The following is a 20857-nucleotide window of genomic DNA, read 5'->3' as shown; positions in this document are numbered from 1 at the left end:
GGCGGTGCGTTTGCTTATGAACCGGGCCTGAACAGTTCGCGTTGCGCTTTCACCAGATCGGAGATGAAACCGATCACTGTCTGAATCCGAGCGGATTCGCGCGCATCCAGATGGGCGACGATCCAGAAGGTGCGAACGATCTCAATGTCCTCGGCAAGAACGGGCGCGAGGTCAGGCGAGGAACGCGCCATGAAATCTGGCAGGATGCAGAGGCCGGCGCCGCTTCGCGTGGCGGCCAATTGAGCAAAGAGGTTCGAACTGGATAGGCGCGGCGTAAGGCTTTCGCCCACCTCTTTAAGATAGTCCAGATGAGGCGTGAACAGCAATTCGGGGATATAGCCGATGAGCGGATGGGCGCCGAGATCGTCGCGGTCCCGGATTGGCGGGTTTTCGGCCAGATAGGAGCGTGCTGCGTAGATATGCAGCCTGTAATCGGTCAGTTTTCGTGAGAAGAGCCGGCCTTTATCCGGTCGCTCCAGACCGATGGCGATATCGGCCTCGCGCTTGGAGAGGCTGAAGATCCGCGGCATCGCGACAATTTGCAATTCGAGTTGCGGGTGGCGGCGGCTGAGTTCTCCAAGATGCGGCGCCAGAAAAAACGCGCCGAACCCGTCTGGCGCGCCGATACGCACCGCGCCACTGAGAGCGTATTTTTCACCTGACAGATCATTGTGGATCGCCGCGGCGGCGCTTTCCATCGTCTCGGTCTGTGTCAGGAGCCGCTCGCCTGCGTCCGTCAGCGAATAACCGCGCGGGGATCGGTTGAAGAGATCCGCGCCCAATGCTGTTTCCAGTGCCCGCACACGTCGGCTGACCGTGGCGTGGTCGGTACCGATCCTTTGAGCGGCCACCGTTAGCCGCCCCGTGCGCGCCACTGCAAGAAAATAACGTAGATCGTTCCAGTCGAAGCCCTTCATGCATGAGCATTATTGCACAATGGAAGGGTGCTCAAGACCATGGCATTGCGCGATCAATCGCATAAATTTGCCGCGAGGACTTTGAGAGGAGGGTTATATGTACGAGATCGGTCATTTCATCGGTGGCGAGGCCGTCGCGGGAAAAAGCGGCCGGATGGCCGACATCTTCAACCCGGCGACGGGGGAGGTCCAAGGCAAGGTGGCGCTGGCTTCCGCCGATGAGTTGAACGCCGCAGTCGAGAACGCCAAGGCCGCGCAGCCACAGTGGGCGGCGACCAATCCGCAGAAGCGCGCGCGGGTCCTGATGGCATTCGTTCAACTCCTGCATCGCGACATGGACAAGCTTGCCGAGGCGCTGTCGCGCGAGCATGGCAAGACCCTGCCGGACGCCAAGGGCGATGTTATCCGTGGTCTCGAAGTCGCCGAATTCTGCATCGGCGCGCCGCATCTTCTCAAGGGCGAGTTCAGCGAAGGAGCCGGCCCCGGCATCGACATTCATTCGATGCGCCAGCCGCTCGGCGTGGTTGCAGGCATCACCCCGTTCAACTTCCCGGCCATGATACCGATGTGGAAGTTCTGCCCGGCCATCGCGGCAGGCAACGCCTTCATCCTGAAGCCGTCCGAGCGCGACCCGTCCGTGCCGATGATGCTCGCCGAGCTTATGATGGAAGCGGGCCTTCCCGCCGGTATCCTCAACGTCGTCAATGGCGACAAGGGCGCGGTCGACGGTATCCTGGATCACCCGGACATTCAGGCGGTCGGCTTCGTCGGTTCCACACCCATCGCTGAATATGTTTATACGCGTGGCTGCGCCAACGGAAAGCGTGTCCAGTGCTTCGGCGGCGCGAAAAATCATATGCTCATCATGCCGGACGCCGATATGGACCAGGCGGTCGATGCGCTGGTCGGCGCGGGCTATGGGGCTGCCGGCGAGCGCTGCATGGCGGTCTCCGTCGCCGTGCCGGTCGGTGAGGACACCGCGAACCGGCTGATGGAGAAGCTGACGCCGCGGGTCGAAAACCTGAAGATTGCGCCCTACACGGCCGGTGACGATGCCGATTTCGGCCCGCTCGTGACGAAAGAAGCCCATGCGCGCGTCAAGGCCTATGTAGACAAGGGCGTCGAGGAAGGCGCCAAGCTGGTCGTCGATGGCCGCAATTTCTCCATGCAGGGCTATGACGACGGCTACTTCATCGGCGGTTGCCTGTTCGACAATGTCACCAAGGACATGACAATCTACAGGGAAGAGATATTCGGGCCGGTGCTGTCGGTCGTCCGCGCGAAGACCTATGACGAGGCGCTCGATCTGACGATGAGCCATGAATATGGCAATGGCGTCGCGATCTACACCCGCGATGGCGATGCCGCCCGCGATTTCGCTTCGCGCATCAATGTCGGCATGGTCGGCATCAATGTGCCGATCCCTGTGCCGCTCGCCTATTACACCTTTGGCGGCTGGAAGCGCTCCGGCTTCGGCGATCTCAACCAGCATGGGCCGGATGCCTTCCGCTTCTACACCAAGACCAAGACGATCACCTCGCGCTGGCCTTCGGGTATCAAGGACGGTGCGGAGTTTGTCATTCCGACGATGAACTGACGTCATACGGCGGAGGAGAGCGGCCATGGATTTCGAACTGAACGACGAGCAGCGCGCCATTCAGGAGATGGCGTTGTCCTTCGCAGCGGAGCAGCTTGCGCCGAACGCGCTGGAATGGGACCAGACGGGCACCTTTCCCGATGAGGTCGTCAGATCCGTCGGTGAATTGGGGCTCGGCGGCATGTATGTTCGCGAGGATGTAGGCGGGTCCGGCCTTGGCCGGCTCGATGCTGCGCTGGTCTTCGAGGCGCTGGCGACCGGTTGCCCGACCATTGGTTCGTTTATCTCGATCCACAATATGTGCGCCTGGATGATCGACCGGTTCGGCACCGAGGAGCAGCGCCAGACATGGGTGCCGAAGCTCTGTTCAATGGACCTGGTTGCCTCTTACTGCCTCACGGAGCCGGGCTCCGGTTCGGACGCCGCCGCGCTCAAGACGCGCGCGCAGACGAGTGGCAATGGCTGGAAGCTGAATGGCGCGAAATCCTTCATCTCCGGCGGTGATTATTCAGACCTCTACATCGCCATGGTCCGGACCGGCGAAGACGGGCCGAAGGGCATCTCCGCCGTGCTGGTCGAGAAGGGCGCGGAGGGTCTTTCCTTTGGCGCGCAGGAAAAGAAGATGGGCTGGCGGGCGCAGCCCACCTCCGAGGTGCGCTTCGACGATTGCGCCATTCCGGGCGACCATCTGCTCGGCGAGGAGGGCAACGGCTTCCGCTATGCGATGGCCGGCCTCGACGGCGGCCGGATCAATATCGCGGCAGGCGCGCTGGGCGGCGCGCAGTGCGCGCTCGACAAGGCGGTCGCATACGCCAAGGAGCGCAGCGCTTTCGGCCAGCCGATTGCGAACTTCCAGTCACTCCAGTTCAAACTGGCCGATATGGAAACGGAATTGCAGGCTGCGCGCATCTTCCTCTATCAGGCGGCGTCCAAGCTGGATGCCGGCGCGCCGGATGCCAGCAAATATTGCGCCATGGCCAAACGCTTCGTGACCGATGTCTCCTTCCGCGTCGCCAATGAGGCGCTGCAGATTCATGGCGGCTATGGCTACCTCGCCGATTACGGGGTGGAGAAGATCGTTCGCGACTTGCGGGTGCATCAAATCCTCGAAGGCACCAACGAGATCATGCGGATGATCGTCGCGCGTCATCTGTTGGCGGAGCACTGAATTGTCGGACGTGCAGAAGATTTTCATCCGCGAGGCCGGCCGGACTGGACGCATCACGCTGCAGCGGCCGAAAGCGCTGAATGCGCTGACCTACGAGATGGCCATCGCGATAGAGGGTGCCCTTGATCGCTGGGAGGCCGAAGGTAGCGTCGACCGTATTGTGATCGATGCGGAGGGCGAGAAGGCCTTCTGCGCTGGCGGGGACTTGTCCGAACTTTACAGGCGCGGCCTGAGTGGCGATTTCGCCTATGGCCGGCAGTTCTGGTCCGACGAATACCGGCTGAACGCGAAGATCGCCAATGCGCCCGTGCCCTATATCTCCGTGATGGACGGCATCACAATGGGCGGCGGAGTCGGCATTTCGGCCCATGGCTCGCACCGCATCGTCACCGAGCGCTCGATGATCGCGATGCCGGAATGCGGCATCGGCCTCGTTCCTGATGTCGGCGGCAGCCTCCTGCTGGCACGAGCGCCGGGTCATCTCGGCGAATTTCTTGCCATGACCGGATGGCGCATGAATGGTGCGGACGCGATTTTCGCCGGTTTCGCCGACCTCTATTGCGAGGCGTCGGGCGTCCCGGCCCTGATCGGCGAACTGGAAAGCGGTGCAGATATCTCCATTCTTGCCGACCGGACTATCGATCCACCGGACGCGCCGCTGAAGGCGCAACTGAGCACGATAGACAGACATTTCCGTCATGAAACGGCGCTGGAATGCCTTCGCTCGCTCGAAGCGGATTCGTCCGACTTCGCCCAGAAGGCGGCGGCGATGGCAAGGAAGGCCTGCCCGCTATCGGTCGCCTGTGCCTTTTCGATGATCCGGGCCGCGCGTAACTTTTCTACCATCGAGGAAGCGCTCGCCCAGGAGTACCGCTTCACATATCGGTCGCAGTCGGATGGCCAGTTCATCGAGGGTGTACGGGCGCTCATCATCGAAAAGGACCGCAATCCCAGATGGCGGCCGGAACGGTTGGAAGACATCGATCCGGTGCAGGTGGAGCAGATGCTGTCGCCGCTCGGCGACGATGAATGGACGAAAACGGGAGGAGAAGACCGATGAGCAGGATCGCCTTTATCGGCCTGGGCAATATGGGTTTGCCGATGGCCATCAATCTGGTGAAGGCCGGCCACGAGCTGACCGTCTTCGACAGGGTCGAGACCGCCATGCAGAGGGCGGCGGACGAGGGCATGAAGCGCGCCGCCAGCGGTGCCGAAGCGGTGGCCGATGCCGAGTTCATCGTGACGATGCTGCCCAATGGCGACATCGTGCAGAAGGTCTTCGAGGAAATCGTGCCGGCGGCGAAGAAAGGGGCGGTCGTTATCGACTGTTCGACCATCGATGTCGCCAGCGCGCGCAAGGCGCACGATATGGCGTCCGACGCCGGCCTCCTGCCGCTCGACGCACCGGTCTCTGGCGGCACGGGCGGTGCGGCGGCGGGCACGCTCACCTTCATGGTGGGCGGTTCGAAGGAGGCGTTCAAAAAGGCGTCGCCCATTCTCGACATCATGGGGGGCAAGCTTGTGCATTGCGGAGAGGGCGGCGCCGGTCAGGCGGCCAAGATCTGCAACAACATGCTGCTCGGCATTTCGATGATCGGCGCGTGCGAAGCTTTTGCACTGGCCGAGAAGCTGGGTCTTTCGGCGCAATCCGCTTTCGATGTGATTTCGACGTCTTCGGGTTTCTGTTGGTCGGTCAACAATTACTGCCCGGTGCCGGGCATCGGCCCGCAGAGCCCGGCCGATAATGATTACAAGCCCGGTTTCGCGGCGGAACTGATGGCCAAGGACCTCGGCCTTTCCCAGCAGGCAGCGGAAAATGCCGGTCAGGCGACGCCGATGGGCCAGCATGCGCTGAACCTTTACCGGGCCTTCCTCGCGGAAGGTGGAGAGGGAAAGGATTTCTCCGGCATCATCGAGCATCTGAAAGCCGCCGGGCGAAAATGAGCGCTACCATGCGCGAGAGGCATTGAAGGGCATCGCGACGTTATTTCCGTTGCGGCGCTTGCTCGCTTCCGGCTCGCATGGTGAAACATCGCATAACACGCCGGGTGGAGAGGAGAGCGTCATGTCTCAGGAGCAGGTCAGAGCGGAAAAGAACGTCAAGGACGACGGCTCCTTTGTCTGGAACGATCCGTTTCTTCTCGACGACCAACTCACAGAAGAAGAGCGGATGATCCGCGACACGGCGGCCGCCTTCGCCGAGGACAAGCTTCTGCCGCGCGTGAACGACGCCTACCTTCAGGAAACCACCGATCCTGCGATTTTCGCCGAGATGGGCGAAGCGGGTTTGTTGGGCGTTACCGTGCCGGAAGAATATGGCGGAGTCGGCGCCGGCTATGTCTCCTACGGCCTTGTGGCTCGCGAAGTGGAGCGCATCGATTCAGGTTACCGCTCCATGATGAGCGTGCAGTCCTCGCTTGTCATGCATCCGATCCACGCATACGGCTCCGAAGAGCAGCGCAGGAAATATCTGCCGAAGCTGGCTTCCGGCGAATGGATCGGCTGTTTCGGGTTGACCGAACCGGATGCGGGCTCCGATCCCGGCGGCATGAAGACCACGGCGAAGAAGACCGATGGCGGTTACGTGCTGAACGGGTCGAAGATGTGGATATCAAATGCGCCGATCGCCGATGTCTTCGTGGTTTGGGCGAAGTCCGAAGCGCATGGCGGCAAGGTGCGCGGCTTTGTTCTTGAGAAGGGCATGAAGGGGCTTACCGCCCCGAAGATCGAGGGCAAGCTGAGCCTTCGTGCATCCGTGACCGGCGAGATCGCGATGGCCGATGTGGAGGTTGGCGAAGACGCGCTTCTTCCGAACACGCAAGGGATGAGCGGACCGTTCGGATGCCTAAACCGGGCGCGCTACGGTATCTCTTGGGGCGCGATGGGCGCGGCGGAGGATTGCTGGTTCCGGGCGCGCCAATATGGGCTCGACAGGAAGCAGTTCGGCCGGCCGCTCGCCGCCACCCAGCTGTTTCAGAAAAAGCTCGCCGACATGCAGACCGAGATCGCGCTCGGCCTTCAGGCCTCGCTCCGGGTCGGCCGGCTGATGGACGAGAGGGCGTTTGCGCCGGAGATGATCTCCATCGTCAAACGCAACAATTGCGGCAAGGCGCTCGATATCGCACGCATGGCGCGCGACATGCACGGGGGCAACGGTATCCAGGCTGAGTATCATGTCATGCGCCACGCGCAGAACCTGGAGACGGTCAACACCTATGAGGGCACGCACGACGTTCATGCATTGATTTTGGGCCGCGCCCAGACTGACATTCAGGCCTTCTTCTGATCGATGAGCAGCGCGCCGCCGCTTAAAGGGCTGAAGGTTGTCGAACTGGCGCGTATCCTCGCTGGTCCGTGGGTTGGTCAGACGCTCGCCGATCTCGGCGCGGAAGTAATCAAGGTCGAAGCGCCCGGCGGCGACGACACGCGCAACTGGGGTCCGCCCTTTATCGAACGAAAGCGGGCTGACGGCACGACAGAGCGCGTTGCGGCGTATTTTCAGTCCGCCAATCGCGGCAAGTCTTCCGTCATCTGCAATTTTAGCGATGCTGACGATCTCGAAAGGCTTATGGCGCTGATTGCCGAGGCCGATGTTCTGATCGAGAATTTCAAGGTTGGCGGATTGCGCAAATACGGGCTCGACTATGATAGCGTCCGCGCCGTCAATCCACGCCTTGTCTATCTTTCCATTACCGGCTTCGGCCAAAACGGTCCGCGCGCCAGCCAGCCCGGCTACGATTTCTTGATTCAGGGCATGTGCGGCATCATGGATCTGACCGGGGAGCCGGATGGCGAGCCACAGAAGGTCGGCGTCGCTTGGATCGATATTTTCACCGGCCTCTATGGTGTGATCGCGGTGCAGGCGGCGCTGGCTAAGCGTGACCGATCCGGCGAAGGCCAGCATATCGATCTTTCGCTTCTGGATTGCGGGGTCGCTGTCCTCGCCAATCAGGCGGCAAACCATTTGCTTGGCGGCATTGTTCCGCGCCGGCTCGGCAATGCGCATCCCAATATCGTGCCCTATCAAGTCTTTCCCGCCTCGGATGGCCACATCATCGTCGCCTGCGGCAATGACAGGCAATTCGCCGCTCTGTGCCGAGCTCTCGGTCTGGATCGGCTGAGCACTGACCCAGCCTATGAGACCAACCCGGCTCGGGTGGAGAATCGCGATGCGCTGACCGCGATCATCGAAGAGCGGACGGCCGCGCGGTCACGTCACGATCTGATCGAGGCTTTAAAGGCGGCTGGCGTTCCGGCCGGGCCGATCAATACGGTGGCTGATGCGCTGGACGACCCGCAGATCGAAGCGCGTGGCCTGAAGGTCGATCCGGAAGGGATTGCCGGGCTCGGCTCGCCGATCCGCTTCTCGAGCAGCCAAACCGTGAGCGACCGTGCGGCGCCGACCCTCGATGAAGGCAAATGGCGGTTCTCAGCAAGATAAGGGCAAATGCGCATTTGGTTTATCGCGCAACCTCTCGATAAACCCTCGCTAAAGCGGCAAGAATCGGTGGAGCGCGGATGCCTTCGTTTGACTCTATTCAGGATCGGAGCATTGTCAGGGGATGGTCAGGGGCGTGATCGCTCGCTGATCCGCAGCGATTTCGGACGACCAGGCAACGATGAAGCCTATGCCGGCCGGCTGCAACGTTTGAGCAAGGGGGGGGCGATTGGAATGCTGGTTCTGATCTTGGGGCTTATTCTTTTTCTAGGCATTCACTCTGTCCGCATTTTTGCGCCGGCGACCGTCGACCAGCGCGAAAGCCAGATGGGCGAGGGGGTTTATAAAGGCATCTACTCTGTCGTCTCGCTCGTCGGCTTCGTTCTGATCGTCTGGGGTTACGGGATGACCCAAAATGCGCCTGTGCCCGTGTGGGAGCCACCACTGGCGTTCAGGCACATCGCGACAGGCCTGATGCTGTTCTCGTTTCTGGCGCTTGGCATCTATGCCCTGCCGGCAGGCCGGCTGAAACCGATGTTCAAACATCCCATGCTGATTGCGATCAAGATCTGGGCGCTGGCGCATCTGCTCGCCAATGGTGAGTTGGGATCGATCGTCCTGTTCGGTGCTTTTCTCATATGGGCGGTGGCGGATCGCATCTCGGTCAAGCGCCGTGCCGGGACTGGCGGTGGAGCGGGCATCGCCCAATCGGGACCGGTGACCTGGGACATCGCTGCTCTCCTTGTCGGAATCGCGCTTTATATCGTGATGGCGCTATGGTTGCATGAATGGCTGATCGGCGTCGCGCCGATTGCTGTTTGAGCGTAGTTTGGAGCGCCCCCTTACATTGCAGGCGATTTGAGGTAGAAGCGCCCGCGAGACGCGCCGCATGCTGGCGTATTGTCATTGAGGCAGGACGAATATGAGCGACGACAGCTTTATCCGCGAGGTAGACGAGGAACTACGCCAGGACAAAGCCCGCGCGCTCTGGGATCGCTATGGGAAGATTCTGATCGGCGCTATCGTCCTCGCCGTCATCGTGACGGCGGCGGTCGTGTTCTGGCGCGATTATCAGGAAAAGCAGGCGGCCGCATCCGGTGATCGTTTTCTCGCGGCTATCGAAAAAGCCGATGATGGCGACCGCGATGCAGCTCTTGTCGAACTCGAGGCGCTCCAGAAAGATGGCTCCGGCGACTACGGCGAATTGGCCCGCTTCAAACGGGCATCGCTTTTGGCAGGCGAAGGATCGATAAACGAAGCGGTGGAACTGTTCGACGAGATCACCGCTGACGGTGAAGCTCCGCAAACGCTTCGTGATTTTGCAGCTCTTCGGGCCGGCTATCTGCTGGTGGATGGCGATGACTACGACGCCGTGGCGCAGCGGGTCGAACCTTTGGCAACGGAAACCAATGCGCTTCGGTTTTCCGCGCGCGAAGCACTCGGTCTGGCGGCCTGGAAATCCGGGCGCGACGACGAAGCGAAGAAGCAGTTCGATGCCATCGTCAACGATATCGGCACGCCTGCCAATCTGCGTCGGCGCGCAACTCTTATGAATGATCTTCTGGCGTCCGGGGCGACGGCGGAGGGTGGCCCCGCATCTCAGAAAAATGATGCGCAGCAGAACCCGCCTTCGGATGATCCGGTTCCGACCGATGGGCAATCGCAAGCGACGCCCGCTGAGGAAAGCGCCGATGGTCAGTCTGACGCTGAGGCGCCGGATGCGATCACTGCGGCCGACGAGCCTGCCGATCAGCCGCCGGCAGAAACCGAAGCGCCGTCCGATGACGGTTCAGGCTGAGACGGGTTCGCAAGATGCGATTTACGGCAGCTATTATCGGTCGGCCTAATGTCGGCAAATCCACCCTGTTCAACAGGCTGGTCGGGCAGAAGCTGGCGCTGGTCGACGACACGCCCGGCGTGACGCGCGACCGACGGATGCATGACGCCAAGCTTTACGATCTCTATTTTTCTGTCATCGATACAGCCGGTCTGGAAGAAGCGTCGGAAGCCTCGCTCGAAGGACGAATGCGCGGCCAGACCGAGCTTGCTATGGATGAGGCCGATCTCATCCTCTTCCTCTACGATGCCAAGGCGGGGGTGACGCCAACTGATCGCAGCTTCGCCAATCTGGCGCGGCGAACCGGCAAGACTGTGGTTCTCGTGGCCAACAAGGCGGAGTCGCGCCTGGCCGAAGCAGGGATGGCGGAAGCCTGGGAACTTGGAATAGGCGATCCGGTGCCGATTTCGGCCGAGCATGGGCTTGGACTTCCCGATCTGCGCGAGGCGATGATAGCGGCGCTTGGCGAAGATGTGGCTTTTGCCGAGCGCGACGCTCGCGAAACCGTCAGTGACGTCCCCGATCTCTCGGTGACAATAGATGATCCCGACGCCGAAGAGCAGCCGGCCTACGATTCGACGAAGCCGATCCGCATGGCGATTGTCGGGCGTCCCAATGCGGGCAAATCGACACTCATCAATGCCTGGCTCGGCGAGGAGCGGCTTTTGACTGGGCCAGAGGCCGGTATCACCCGCGATTCGATATCGGTGGAATTCGAAGTCGATGGCCGGACCTTACGGGTCTACGACACGGCGGGTATGCGGCGTCGGTCCCGTGTACAGGAAAAACTGGAAAAGCTCTCTGTTTCCGATGGGCTACGTTCAATGCGGTTCGCCGAGGTGGTGGTGATCGTTCTTGACGCCACCATCGCTCTGGAAAAGCAGGATCTGCATATCGTCGATTTGATCGCGCGGGAGGGCCGCGCGCCTGTCATTGCGTTCAACAAATGGGATCTGATCGAGAACAAGCAGGAGAAGCTCGCCGAACTGCGCGAGAAAACCGAACGACTACTGCCCCAACTGCGTGGCATCCGCGCCGTTCCGGTCAGTGCGGAAACCGAGCGAGGACTTGATAAGCTCTTCGATGCGATCTTCCTCACGCACCGCATCTGGAACATGCGCATCTCGACCGGAAGGCTCAATCGCTGGCTGGAAGGCATCATCGCTCACCACCCACCGCCCGCTGTCTCCGGGCGTCGTTTGAAAATCCGTTATATCACTCAGGCCAAAACCCGGCCGCCCGGTTTCGTGCTGTCCGTGTCGCGCCCCGATGCGTTGCCGGAAAGCTATCAGCGGTACCTGATCAACAACCTGCGCGAGACATTCGGTATCGAAGGGGTTCCGATTCGTCTCAATTTGCGGACGAGCGACAATCCCTTTGCCAATCGCGCACGCAAACGTTGAAACCGGGCCGGCGTTAACTCCCGATTTAGGTTAATCGATCATCATTTCCTCAGTTGCTAAAGCGTTGCGGGGAATGAGTTGTGTCGAATGTAAACACCGGGCATCGCCTCAACCCCATCTCATTAACGCTGGTTGGCCTTACGGCAGGCGTGATCTTTTTCTCTTTGGCAGACGAGATCGCGATTCAGGATACGCGTGCCATCATGGCTTCGATGACCGAGCACCGTTGGTCGACGGCGCTGGAACATCGCCAGCCCGATTCTGTCGCACGGGCAAGCTACGCCTTTTCGGGTGATGAAAGCCTGACCACCGGTTCGATCGCTTCGAGCACGGGTTCAACGCGAATCGAATTGCCGGTTAAAAAGACGATCACTGCGGTCACGCCGGATGAAGACCGGATCAACCGCGCCGACAAACGCGGTCGGCTCGTTCACGTCGCGCCGCGTTCGCTGCCTGACCGTTTCAAGGCGGGGTCGCTTTACGGCGAACGTTCCATGATGCTCCGGCCGGCGATAGACGGCACGAATGTCGCCCTTCGTGCGCCAATGGCGGCCAAAGAAGCTATGGAATTGGCCGAAGCGTTCCGTTTCTCTACCGCCGTCGCGCCTGATGGCGGCAATGATCGAACGATGCTCGCTTCCGCTACTCAGAATGGCGTAGGCGCGCAGCCGGTCGCGGCGATGGCTTTCGCTCCGAACGCGGCCAAGGCTTCGCCCTTCGACGCCGTCCTCGGCAAGGCGGGGAAGGGGTTCATCCCTCATCTCGGCAAAAAAGACCATAAATGGGCTGCGCGGCGTCTTCCGGATTCATCTTACGAGGCAACACAGCAGCGCTGCCTGGCCATAGGTATCTACTTCGAGGCAAGAGGCGAGCCGCAAGAGGGACAGGCAGCCGTCGCGCAGGTCATTCTCAACCGCGTAAAGAACCCGACCTTCCCGGACACGATTTGCGGCGTGGTCTATCAGAACAAGAACTGGCGTAACCGCTGCCAATTCTCCTTTGCCTGCGATGGCAAGCGCGACCGCGTACGAAGCAGCAAATCCTGGACAATGGCTCAGAGCGTCGCCCGGAAAGTGACCTATGGCGAAATCTGGCTGCCGCAGGTTGGCTCATCCACTCATTATCACGCAACCTACGTGAAACCGCGCTGGGCGCGCCATATGGATCGGCTTCAGAAGATCGGCCGCCACATCTTCTACCGCACGAAGGACGGTGGTTGGGGCTGAAAGCGCCGACTCTGGCCCGATAGAGGCACTCGACCAATTGATAAGAGTCGCCACTTAAATGCACTTAAATTTCTGATTTATAAGAAAAAATCGACGTCGTTCACACGCAGTTTCTCTGTCTTGACGGGGTAGTGCGCCGAAACTATGGTGCGCGCGAAATCGGGGGCGGGCAGTCTCCGGTCATCCCTTGTCATGGAGACATCATGTCCGACCCGCAGGAAACTGCTGGAAAGGCAGGTTTACCAGACAGGCAAAAGCTGAAAACCGGGGAGGGTGCTCTTGACGATCGCCTTGCCCGGCTGAATGAGAAGCTCGACGCCAAAACGGTGCGCGACACCGCCGACGGCGATAACATTCGCGGTAAATCTGGCATGGGCCAGGCGCTGCGTCTGTCGAGCGAGTTCGTGGCAGCCATTCTGGTTGGCGCGGGACTAGGCTGGGCGTTCGATTACGCGTTCGGCACCGGTCCATTCGGGATGATCGGATTTCTGATGCTGGGCTTTGCAGCCGGCATTTTGAACATTATGCGTGCGACCGGCCGGGTGAGTGATTTCGGCGCGCCTGTGCAAGGCGAGCATGTGAAGTCGGATTTCACCGTCGGCAGCGACGATGAAGGCAAGTCCGCCTGAGGGCGGAAAACGGGAAAGAGAGCAGCGTGGCTACCGAGTCAACGACGGTCGATCCGATCCACCAATTCGCAATTCAGCCGATCATTCCGATTCGTGTCGGCGATTACGATCTTTCTTTCACCAATGCCTCTTTGTTCATGCTGGCCACTGTCGTGGTTGCCAGCGTCTTCCTTTATCTGACGACGGCTTCGCGCGGTCTCTTGCCAAGCCGCATGCAGTCCGTGACCGAGATGACCTACGAATTCGTCGCTTCGATGCTTCGCGACGCTGCGGGGACGGGCGGTATGCGGTTCTTCCCGTTCGTTTTCTCTCTCTTCGTTTTCGTGCTCGTCGCCAATCTGCTCGGCATGATCCCCTTCTTCTTCACGGTCACCGCGCAGATCATCGTGACCTTCGCGCTGTCGATGATGGTGATCCTGACGGTCGTGGTCTACGGCTTCATGAAGCACGGCGCGGGCTTTCTTAAGCTGTTCGTGCCGGAAGGCGTGCCAATGATCCTGGTGCCTCTTGTGGTCGCTATCGAGATCATTTCCTTCCTCTCCCGCCCGGTCAGCCTCTCTGTTCGTCTCTTTGCCAACATGCTGGCCGGACACATCACGCTGAAGGTCTTCGCCGGCTTCATCATCTCGCTCGGCTCGCTTGGCGCAGTCGGCATTGCTGGCGCTGTCCTGCCGCTTCTCATGGTGGTGGCGCTGACGGGCCTGGAATTTCTTGTGGCCTTCCTTCAGGCCTACGTCTTCGCGGTTTTGACCTGCATGTATCTCAACGACGCGCTGCATCCGAGCCATTGATCCGCTAGCGCGACCACACCAAACCGGTGGCGCCATCCGGCGTCTCCAAACTTCCAGTAAGACGCATACGTCCATTTAAGGAGCTAAAGAAAATGGAAGCAGAAGCTGCACGTTACATCGGCGCTGGTATCGCATGTCTCGGCATGGGTGGCGCAGGCATTGGTCTGGGCACGATCTTCGGCCAGTACCTGGCAGGCGCTCTTCGCAATCCGTCGGCAGCCGACGGCCAGTTCGGTCGTCTGATTTTCGGCTTCGCCGTGACCGAAGCGCTCGGCATCTTCTCGCTGCTGATCGCGCTTCTGGCCCTTTTCGGCTAAGCTTGAACGCAGGCTCCTTGCGCCGTATGGCCTAAGCGGCCATACGGCCAGGCGCCCTCCGGTCCGCAGCCCTGCGGATCATCTGAGACCTCCCAACAGGACGGGATGGAGCAATGTTCGTAACACCGGCCTTTGCGCAGTCAGACGGCGAAAGCCATGCGGTGACGGAAGCCGAAACACACTCGGAAGTCGGCCATGATGGCGGTCATTCCGATGTCTTTCCGCCTTTCGATCCGACTTATTACCCGTCGCAGCTTCTCTGGCTGGCAATTACGTTCGGGCTTTTCTACCTGATCCTCAAAAGCGTTATTCTGCCGCGCATTGCCGGTACCCTGGAAACCCGGCGCGACCGAATCGCTCAGGATCTCGACCAGGCGGCTCGTATGCGCGAAGAGGCCAATGAGGCCACCGCTGCCTACGAGCAGGAACTGGCTGAGGCCCGCGCCAAGGCAAATAAACTCTCCAACGATGCGCAGGAGAAAGCCAAGGCGGAAGCCGATTCCGAAAGAGCGCGTGTCGAACAGGAACTCGATGCCAAGCTGGCGGAAGCGGAAACCCGCATCGCGGCCATTCGCGCGGAAGCCATGCAGGATGTTGGCGAGATCGCCAGAGAGACGGCCACTGCAATCGTTGGCGCTATCCTTGGTTCTGCCGATGAGGCCAAGGTCGCCAACGCTGTTGAAAATGTGCGCAAAGAGGAGACCGTCTGATGGATGCGACCACGCAAGCCACATGGTGGGTTTTCGCCGCGCTGATCATGTTTCTGGCGCTGCTTGGTTATCTCGGCGTGCACAAGACGCTGGCTAAAGTTCTCGACGGTCGGGCCGAGCGTATTCGCAACGAACTCGACGAAGCGCGAGAATTGCGTGAAGAGGCTCAGGGCGTGCTGGCCGAATTGCAGCGCAAGCGCCGTGAGGCCGAGGAAGAGGCCGAGCAGATCGTCGCTTCCGCCAAGCGTGAGGCCGAATCGATCCGCAAAGAAGCTGCGGAGAAGTCGCAGGAATATCTGGAGCGTCGCACCGCAAGTGCCGAGCAGAAGATCGCACAGGCCGAAACCGACGCGATCAGCGCCGTCCGCAACCGGGCGATTGAAATCGCTACTGCCGCAGCGCGGCGCGTGATTTCGGATTCCGTTGGACCGGAGAAGCAGCAGCAGATTATCGATGAGAGCCTGTCGACGATCCGCACCAAGCTTCACTAAAACGTTTGCCGGACATGAGATTTTAAAGAAGGCGTCCATATGGGCGCCTTTTTTGTCTGGTGGCTAGAGTTCGCCGCTGGAGATGGCCTCAGACCGGGTCGAGCGGAGCATTCCAAAACTCAACCGGTGTAGACGTCGTACGGGACCGTGTACCGTGATGGCGTCACGATGAACCGCTGTACCGTAGCCCGCATGCTGCGAGAAGCCGTAGTCGGGAAAGCGCTCGCAGCATCGCGCCAGCATACGGTCCCGCGTTACCTTCGCGATAATCGACGCGGCGGCAATGGAAAGGCTTCGCTGATCGCCCTTGATCATGATCCGCGTTTCGCAAGGGGCTTTCGGCGGATGCTTGTCACCGTCGATCAGGGCGACGCACGGCGTCGTGATATGGCCGGCAATCGCCCGGCGCATGGCCGTCAGGCTTGCTTGCAGGATGTTTATACGGTCGATCGTCTCCGCCCCCATCGCGCAGACGGAAACGGAAACGGCACTGTCCATGATCAGCGTATAGAGCGCTTCGCGTTGAACAGCCGTCAACTTCTTGGAGTCGTTCAACCCTGGGGGAACATGCTTTGGGTCGAGAATAACGGAGGCGGCGACAACAGGGCCGGCCAGCGGCCCTCTGCCAGCTTCGTCGACACCTGAAACGAGCCGCGCGCCACTGCGATAACACGCTTTTTCCGTGCCAAAATCCGGAGAGGATCGCGGCATCGTAAGCGGCAGAACCGCCGTTTGAGAATCGGGACGCGGACGAGGCATTAGGCGGGCGACCATCGCACCGGTCCCGATTCTCTGCAAGTCCCGCCTGAAAAGGGCGGCAAGGCGGGACCGGGCGCTCCGGCGGGTGATTCGGGGAACCGCCAGAGAGGCGGGCGACGACGAGGGGAGGCCATCGCAACGCCTGTTGAATACTTCGTTCAAAGCAGCATCAGTTGCTCGTTCTCCAGCGGCGGCGCTTGGAACAGATCGGTCCGCAGCACTTTCTTTTCCGTATTCAGCCCAAGCCGGCGGGCGGCCATCTCGAAGCGGCGTCCGATCTGCCAGGCGTAAGGGCCAGAACCTTTCATTCGCTTGCCCCACTCGGCGTCGTAATCGCGCCCGCCACGCATGGAACGAATAAGCGAAAGAACATGCCGGTAACGATCAGGGTATTCACGCAGCAGCCAATCCTTGAAAATCGGCGCAACTTCGAGCGGAAGCCGCAGAATGATGTAACTCGCCTCCTTCGCCCCCGCAGCCGCGCCGGCGTCGAGAATCCGTTCGATCTCGTGATCGGTCAGCCCAGGCACCACAGGGGCGGCGATGACCGAGGTTGGAATGCCCGCATCGGATAAGGCGCGTATCGCTTCCAGCCGCTTTGTCGGCGTCGATGCGCGAGGCTCCATCGAACGGGCGACTTTTCGATCCAGCGTCGTGACGGAAATGGCGACTTTGGCCAAGCCTTTTTCAGCCATACGCGAAAGGATATCGATGTCTCGCACGACCATGGCGTTTTTCGTCACGATGCCGACCGGATGATTGGCGGCTTCCAGCACTTCGAGGACATGGCGCATGATGCGCCAATCCTTTTCGATGGGCTGATAGGGGTCGGTATTGGTCCCGATAGCGATGGTCCGGGGCTCATAGTTCTTGGCCGCCAGTTCGGCCGCCAGCAGACGCGCTGCGTCCGGTTTGGCAAAGAGTCGGCTTTCGAACTCCAGGCCCGGTGACAGGCCCATATAGGCGTGTGTCGGACGCGCAAAGCAATAAACGCAACCATGCTCGCATCCCCGATAGGGATTGACCGACCTGTCAAAGGCGATGTCTGGCGAACTATTGCGTGCAATAATCTTCTTGGGCTTCTCCACCTGCACATCGGTTCTGAAGGGAGGCAGTTCCTCGATCGACTGCCAGCCATCGTCGAATCCTTCGCGTGTCAGGGGCTCAAACCGGCCGGTCGTATTGAGCGCGGTTCCCCGCCCGCGTCTGCGCGAATGATCGATCCGAAGGCCCGCGCCATCGACAATACTATTAGCGAGCGCAGCTCGCCCGATACCAAATGCGGCTCGGTCTGCCCGTTCAATCTGCTCCATGCGAATCTCCGTTCGCTAACTGTTCTGCGAAATTAGTCCTAGCAGATATTTAGAACATAGCAAGAACAAAACTCTGCTTGGCGCTTAGACGCCTTTGCGCTCTTGCGCTTCTCCTCGGCATTGGTAGAGGATGGGTATGCTCACGGTTATTTTGGAAACGCACAATGACGAGGAAGCGCTGGCGCGCACCCTCGCGTCTCTCGTGTCCGCGGCTGTCGACGGCACGGTTAGAGAGGTGATCGTCTGTGATACCGGCTCGACAGATCACACCCGCAAGGTGGCTGAGATGACGGGATGCATCTTTTTGGCCGGCGGCGACACGCTTGCCGCCATACGCCGCGCGAAAGCCGAGTGGCTCCTTCTTCTGGAACCGGGCAGTCGTCCAACCGGATTCTGGCGCGAGGGATTGGGCGAACATATGGCCGCAAGCACGAAGGCTGCGCGCTTCCGTCTGTCAAAGGCGTCGCGCCCGCCTTTTCTGCGCCGTCTAAGACGCAACGGGGCGCTTTATTACGGTCTCCTGATCACAAAGCGACAGGCGCTTGCGCTCTGCAAACCGCATCGTTCTCTCGAAAGCGTAGGAACCGGCCTTGCGACACGGCCTCTCGACGTTGAGTTGCACCCGGCAACGGCAAGAATGCGCTGACGCCGAAGTTTCGTCAGAGGCTTTTGGCGCCGCCGCCGCGTTTTAAATGCTCGTCAAGGCGCGGCATGATTTCCACAAAATTGCAGGGCATATGCCGATAGTCGAACTGCGGCTGAAAGATGCCGTCCCAGGCGTCCTTGCATGCCCCCGTTGAGCCGGGAATGGAAAAAACGAAGGTTTGGTTGATGAGACCGGCGCTGGCTCGCGACTGAATGGTCGACGTTCCGATTTTTTCAAAAGAGATGCGGTGAAAGATGGCCGAGAATCCGTCCATCGCTTTGTCATAGAGCGGTTCGATCGCATCCGGCGTTACGTCGCGCCCGGTAAAACCTGTCCCACCTGTGAGTATGATGGCGTCGATATCGTCCCGGCGGCTCCATTCACGCACCAGTGTCTGAATGGCGCCAATCTCGTCGCGGACAATATCGCGGACGCGCAATTCGTGGCCGGCTCCGGCGATGCGGCTGGCAAGCACGTCGCCGGATCGATCCTCCTCCAATGTCCGCGTGTCGGAGACGGTGATGACACCGAAACCAACGGCGATAAAGGCGCGGTTTTCGTCGATACGGTTATGGCTCATGTCGCTTCTTCTCTGCTCTCAACGGTGTGCACCGCCTCGACGTACCAGCCGGGCTGACGACCGCGAATGCTCTTCGCGGCGTTGTTGGCATCCGACAGCGACCTGAAAATCCCGAAGCAGGTCGCGCCGGAACCGGTCATCCTCATGAAAAGCGGACGCTCCTGGTCCAACGCCGTCAGCGCATCGGATATGGAAGGGGCAATCGCCATGGCCGGTGGCTGCAAATCGTTCCGGGTCGATCGAAGGAAGGAGACGAGGGTCTCCAAATCCGGTGTTGTCGGCAGCGCGGCGAGAGACGGGTTATGATGATCCTCCAACTCGCTGAACACCGCGGCCGTCGCAACCTTTTCTCCAGTATTCACCAGCACCATCGCCAATGTCGGCCAGTTATCGATCAGCTTGAGGCCTTCACCGACGCCCGAGGCCACAAGCGTGGACGAGGCAAGACACATCGGAACGTCTGCGCCTAGAGAAAGTGCCAGCCGGATCAATTCCGGACTATTGGTGGTCAACGGAAGTTCCCATAGACGGCAAAGCGCCAGAAGCGTCGCAGCCGCGTCCGCCGAGCCGCCTCCAACACCGGCCGCCACGGGCAAATGCTTTTCCAGGCGAATCGCGACGGGCGGACAATTCGGCGTGCCAAATTCCGCGCGCAACAGATCGCGCGCCTTCAGCTCCAGATTGTCGTTATGGGTTGGTAGGCTTCCGCTATTGGGGCCAACGATCTCGTAGCGATCGGCCGTCGCGAGCGATGCTGTGAGACGATCGCCGGCGGATACGAACACCGCCAGCGTTTCAAGTGTGTGATAGCCGTCTTCTCGTCGGCCTGTCACATGTAACGCCAGATTGACTTTAGCCGGCGCGAAAACGCTGACGGTTTCTGTGTTGGCTACGGTTTCCGCAGTATCGCGCAAAATCACTGTTTCAGACGATACTCGCCTGTTTCGGGATCACGCACCAAAGTGCCGCGCGGCGTTTCCGTCTCGTCTTCCGCTTCGCGGACAGTACGGTTCACCCGCTCGCTCTCGGTTTGATACATGCGATAGGCGGCAGCGGCTGCAACACCTGCCAAGGCAGCTATAATGAGTTGCGGCATCCCACATCTCCCGCAAATTGGGTCATGGTCCTATCTTACGGTCGGATCGCGACGAAATCAAAGTCCGAATCGCTGCCATATCAGCCGTTCTTCAATTGTTTGGACCAATCCGCCTGCAACGCCCGCGCCGGCCTCGGCAAGATCGTTCCGAAAGGGGGAAATTCGCCGGCCTAGCAAACCACCGGAGGGGGCAATCGGCTTGAGGCGAACCTTGTCACCGTATTTTTCACGCAGGACGGAGCGGACATCGCCGAGACCGTCGATGAGGCCGCGCGACAAAGCACCCTGACCGGTCCAGAAAGCGCCGGTAAAAAGCTCCGGATCGTCGGAAAGCTTACCCGCCCGCCGCTCTCTGACCATATCCTTGAAAACGTCGTGGATTTCGAGTTGCAACGACTTCAGCCGCTCGACGTCGTCCTCTTTGATCGGCTGGAACGGATCGAGTGTCGCCTTGTTTTCGCCCGCCGTGTAAACCCGCCTTTCGATGCCAAGCTTTTCAATGGCTTCAGTAAAGCCGAATCCGGCATAGAGAACGCCGATGGAGCCGACGATCGAACTGGGGTCGGCATAGATTTCGTCGCCGGCAATGGCGATCATATAACCACCGGACGCTGCCACATCTTCGCAGAATACGAAGACCGCCTTTTCCTTCTCTTCGGCGAGCGCTCTGATCCGCTGAAAGATCTGCCGCGATTGGACCGGGGAGCCCCCTGGTGAGTTGATGGCGATGGCGACAGCCGGCGCGCTCTTGATCGAGAATGCTCTATGAAGAAGTGGGGCGGCCGTGGCGAAGGAAAGTCCCTGACGAAGCGGCGATCCGGCTGCTGCTGAAATCGCGCCCTGCAGTCGAACGACGGGAATGACGGTCTTTTCCGAGCGAAAGCGAGCGGGAACAAGTGATTTAAGAAAATTGGCCAAGGGAACTCCGTGGATTCGGAT

The 20857-nt window shown here is 60.2% G+C and carries 22 protein-coding genes and 1 pseudogene; 16 read left to right on the top strand and 7 right to left on the bottom strand.

The genetic code is table 11. The features are described 5' to 3' along the window. Window positions 1–14: 14 nt before the first annotated feature. Window positions 15–917 carry a LysR family transcriptional regulator gene (locus NIM86_RS02495; RefSeq protein ID WP_253378826.1) on the bottom strand — a complete coding sequence of 301 codons (903 nt, stop codon included), beginning with the start codon at window positions 915–917 and terminating at the stop codon, window positions 15–17. Between the two features lie 97 nt (window positions 918–1014). On the opposite strand from NIM86_RS02495, the gene NIM86_RS02490 reads away from it, so the two are divergent. The 15 genes and pseudogenes from NIM86_RS02490 to NIM86_RS02420 all read left to right on the top strand — a co-directional run bounded on the left by NIM86_RS02490 (window position 1015) and on the right by NIM86_RS02420 (window position 15524). Then, a complete protein-coding gene (locus tag NIM86_RS02490) occupies window positions 1015–2514 on the top strand; it encodes a CoA-acylating methylmalonate-semialdehyde dehydrogenase (protein WP_253378824.1) in 1500 nt (499 codons plus the stop codon). A 25-nt stretch (window positions 2515–2539) separates the two neighbouring features. Continuing rightward, on the top strand, window positions 2540–3682 hold the full coding sequence (locus NIM86_RS02485; RefSeq protein WP_253378823.1) for an acyl-CoA dehydrogenase family protein: 1143 nt from the start codon (window positions 2540–2542) through the stop codon (window positions 3680–3682). Between the two features lie 10 nt (window positions 3683–3692). Further along, window positions 3693–4742, top strand: a complete 1050-nt coding sequence (locus NIM86_RS02480; protein ID WP_253380674.1) for a 3-hydroxyisobutyryl-CoA hydrolase — start codon at window positions 3693–3695, stop codon at window positions 4740–4742. Beyond that, on the top strand, window positions 4739–5626 hold the full coding sequence (mmsB, locus tag NIM86_RS02475; protein WP_253378822.1) for a 3-hydroxyisobutyrate dehydrogenase: 888 nt from the start codon (window positions 4739–4741) through the stop codon (window positions 5624–5626). The genes NIM86_RS02480 and mmsB overlap by 4 nt, the downstream gene beginning before the upstream one ends. Before the next feature lie 121 nt (window positions 5627–5747). Further along, on the top strand, window positions 5748–6968 hold the full coding sequence (locus NIM86_RS02470; protein WP_253378821.1) for an acyl-CoA dehydrogenase: 1221 nt from the start codon (window positions 5748–5750) through the stop codon (window positions 6966–6968). 3 nt (window positions 6969–6971) lie between these two features. After that, a complete protein-coding gene (locus tag NIM86_RS02465) occupies window positions 6972–8123 on the top strand; it encodes a CaiB/BaiF CoA-transferase family protein (RefSeq protein ID WP_253378820.1) in 1152 nt (383 codons plus the stop codon). Window positions 8124–8234: 111 nt separating this feature from the next. Next, window positions 8235–8942, top strand: a complete 708-nt coding sequence (locus NIM86_RS02460) for an NnrU family protein (RefSeq protein WP_253378819.1) — start codon at window positions 8235–8237, stop codon at window positions 8940–8942. Window positions 8943–9042: 100 nt separating this feature from the next. After that, window positions 9043–9711 (top strand): annotated as a pseudogene (locus NIM86_RS02455) (tetratricopeptide repeat protein); the annotation flags it as partial. Between the two features lie 221 nt (window positions 9712–9932). After that, complete coding sequence (gene der / locus NIM86_RS02450) at window positions 9933–11360, top strand: ribosome biogenesis GTPase Der (RefSeq protein WP_253378818.1); 1428 nt, start codon at window positions 9933–9935, stop codon at window positions 11358–11360. A gap of 80 nt (window positions 11361–11440) precedes the next feature. Further along, window positions 11441–12586, top strand: coding sequence for a cell wall hydrolase (locus tag NIM86_RS17235; RefSeq protein ID WP_253378816.1), 1146 nt, complete (start codon window positions 11441–11443; stop codon window positions 12584–12586). Window positions 12587–12789: 203 nt separating this feature from the next. Then, window positions 12790–13215: an AtpZ/AtpI family protein gene (locus tag NIM86_RS02440; protein ID WP_253378814.1), complete on the top strand. Its 426-nt coding sequence runs from the start codon at window positions 12790–12792 to the stop codon at window positions 13213–13215. Between the two features lie 26 nt (window positions 13216–13241). Further along, complete coding sequence (locus NIM86_RS02435; RefSeq protein ID WP_253378813.1) at window positions 13242–14006, top strand: F0F1 ATP synthase subunit A; 765 nt, start codon at window positions 13242–13244, stop codon at window positions 14004–14006. Between the two features lie 92 nt (window positions 14007–14098). After that, window positions 14099–14323, top strand: a complete 225-nt coding sequence (locus NIM86_RS02430) for a F0F1 ATP synthase subunit C (RefSeq protein ID WP_121644381.1) — start codon at window positions 14099–14101, stop codon at window positions 14321–14323. Window positions 14324–14436: 113 nt separating this feature from the next. Then, window positions 14437–15033: a F0F1 ATP synthase subunit B gene (locus NIM86_RS02425; protein ID WP_253378811.1), complete on the top strand. Its 597-nt coding sequence runs from the start codon at window positions 14437–14439 to the stop codon at window positions 15031–15033. After that, on the top strand, window positions 15033–15524 hold the full coding sequence (locus tag NIM86_RS02420; protein ID WP_253378809.1) for an ATP F0F1 synthase subunit B: 492 nt from the start codon (window positions 15033–15035) through the stop codon (window positions 15522–15524). Before NIM86_RS02425 ends, NIM86_RS02420 begins: the two co-directional genes overlap by 1 nt. A gap of 63 nt (window positions 15525–15587) precedes the next feature. On the opposite strand, the gene NIM86_RS02415 is transcribed toward NIM86_RS02420, so the two are convergent. Together NIM86_RS02415 and NIM86_RS02410 are read right to left on the bottom strand one after the other, a co-directional pair. Then, the gene (locus NIM86_RS02415; protein WP_371872845.1) at window positions 15588–16283 is read right to left on the bottom strand and encodes a ribonuclease HII; all 696 of its coding nucleotides are present in this window, start codon (window positions 16281–16283) and stop codon (window positions 15588–15590) included. A gap of 158 nt (window positions 16284–16441) precedes the next feature. Then, entirely contained in the window at window positions 16442–17596 is a 1155-nt protein-coding gene (locus NIM86_RS02410; protein WP_253378806.1) for a PA0069 family radical SAM protein, read from the bottom strand. 136 nt (window positions 17597–17732) lie between these two features. On the opposite strand from NIM86_RS02410, the gene NIM86_RS02405 reads away from it, so the two are divergent. After that, window positions 17733–18242, top strand: coding sequence for a glycosyltransferase (locus NIM86_RS02405; protein WP_253378804.1), 510 nt, complete (start codon window positions 17733–17735; stop codon window positions 18240–18242). Between the two features lie 13 nt (window positions 18243–18255). Here NIM86_RS02405 and moaB read toward each other — a convergent pair whose 3' ends face one another. Genes moaB through NIM86_RS02385 form a run of 4 tightly spaced genes read right to left on the bottom strand, consistent with a single transcriptional unit; the run spans window position 18256 to window position 20836 of the window. Then, window positions 18256–18822, bottom strand: coding sequence for a molybdenum cofactor biosynthesis protein B (moaB, locus tag NIM86_RS02400; protein ID WP_253378802.1), 567 nt, complete (start codon window positions 18820–18822; stop codon window positions 18256–18258). Further along, entirely contained in the window at window positions 18819–19736 is a 918-nt protein-coding gene (locus NIM86_RS02395; protein WP_253378800.1) for a 4-(cytidine 5'-diphospho)-2-C-methyl-D-erythritol kinase, read from the bottom strand. Before NIM86_RS02395 ends, moaB begins: the two co-directional genes overlap by 4 nt. Window positions 19737–19738: 2 nt before the next feature. Then, on the bottom strand, window positions 19739–19918 hold the full coding sequence (locus NIM86_RS02390; RefSeq protein WP_253378798.1) for a hypothetical protein: 180 nt from the start codon (window positions 19916–19918) through the stop codon (window positions 19739–19741). A gap of 57 nt (window positions 19919–19975) precedes the next feature. Next, complete coding sequence (locus NIM86_RS02385) at window positions 19976–20836, bottom strand: S49 family peptidase (RefSeq protein WP_253378796.1); 861 nt, start codon at window positions 20834–20836, stop codon at window positions 19976–19978. Between the last annotated feature and the right edge of the window lie 21 nt (window positions 20837–20857).

The organism is Notoacmeibacter sp. MSK16QG-6 (genome assembly GCF_024158145.1).
Classification (GTDB): Bacteria; Pseudomonadota; Alphaproteobacteria; order Rhizobiales; family Rhizobiaceae; genus Notoacmeibacter.
This window is presented reverse-complemented; position numbering and strand designations above follow the sequence as displayed.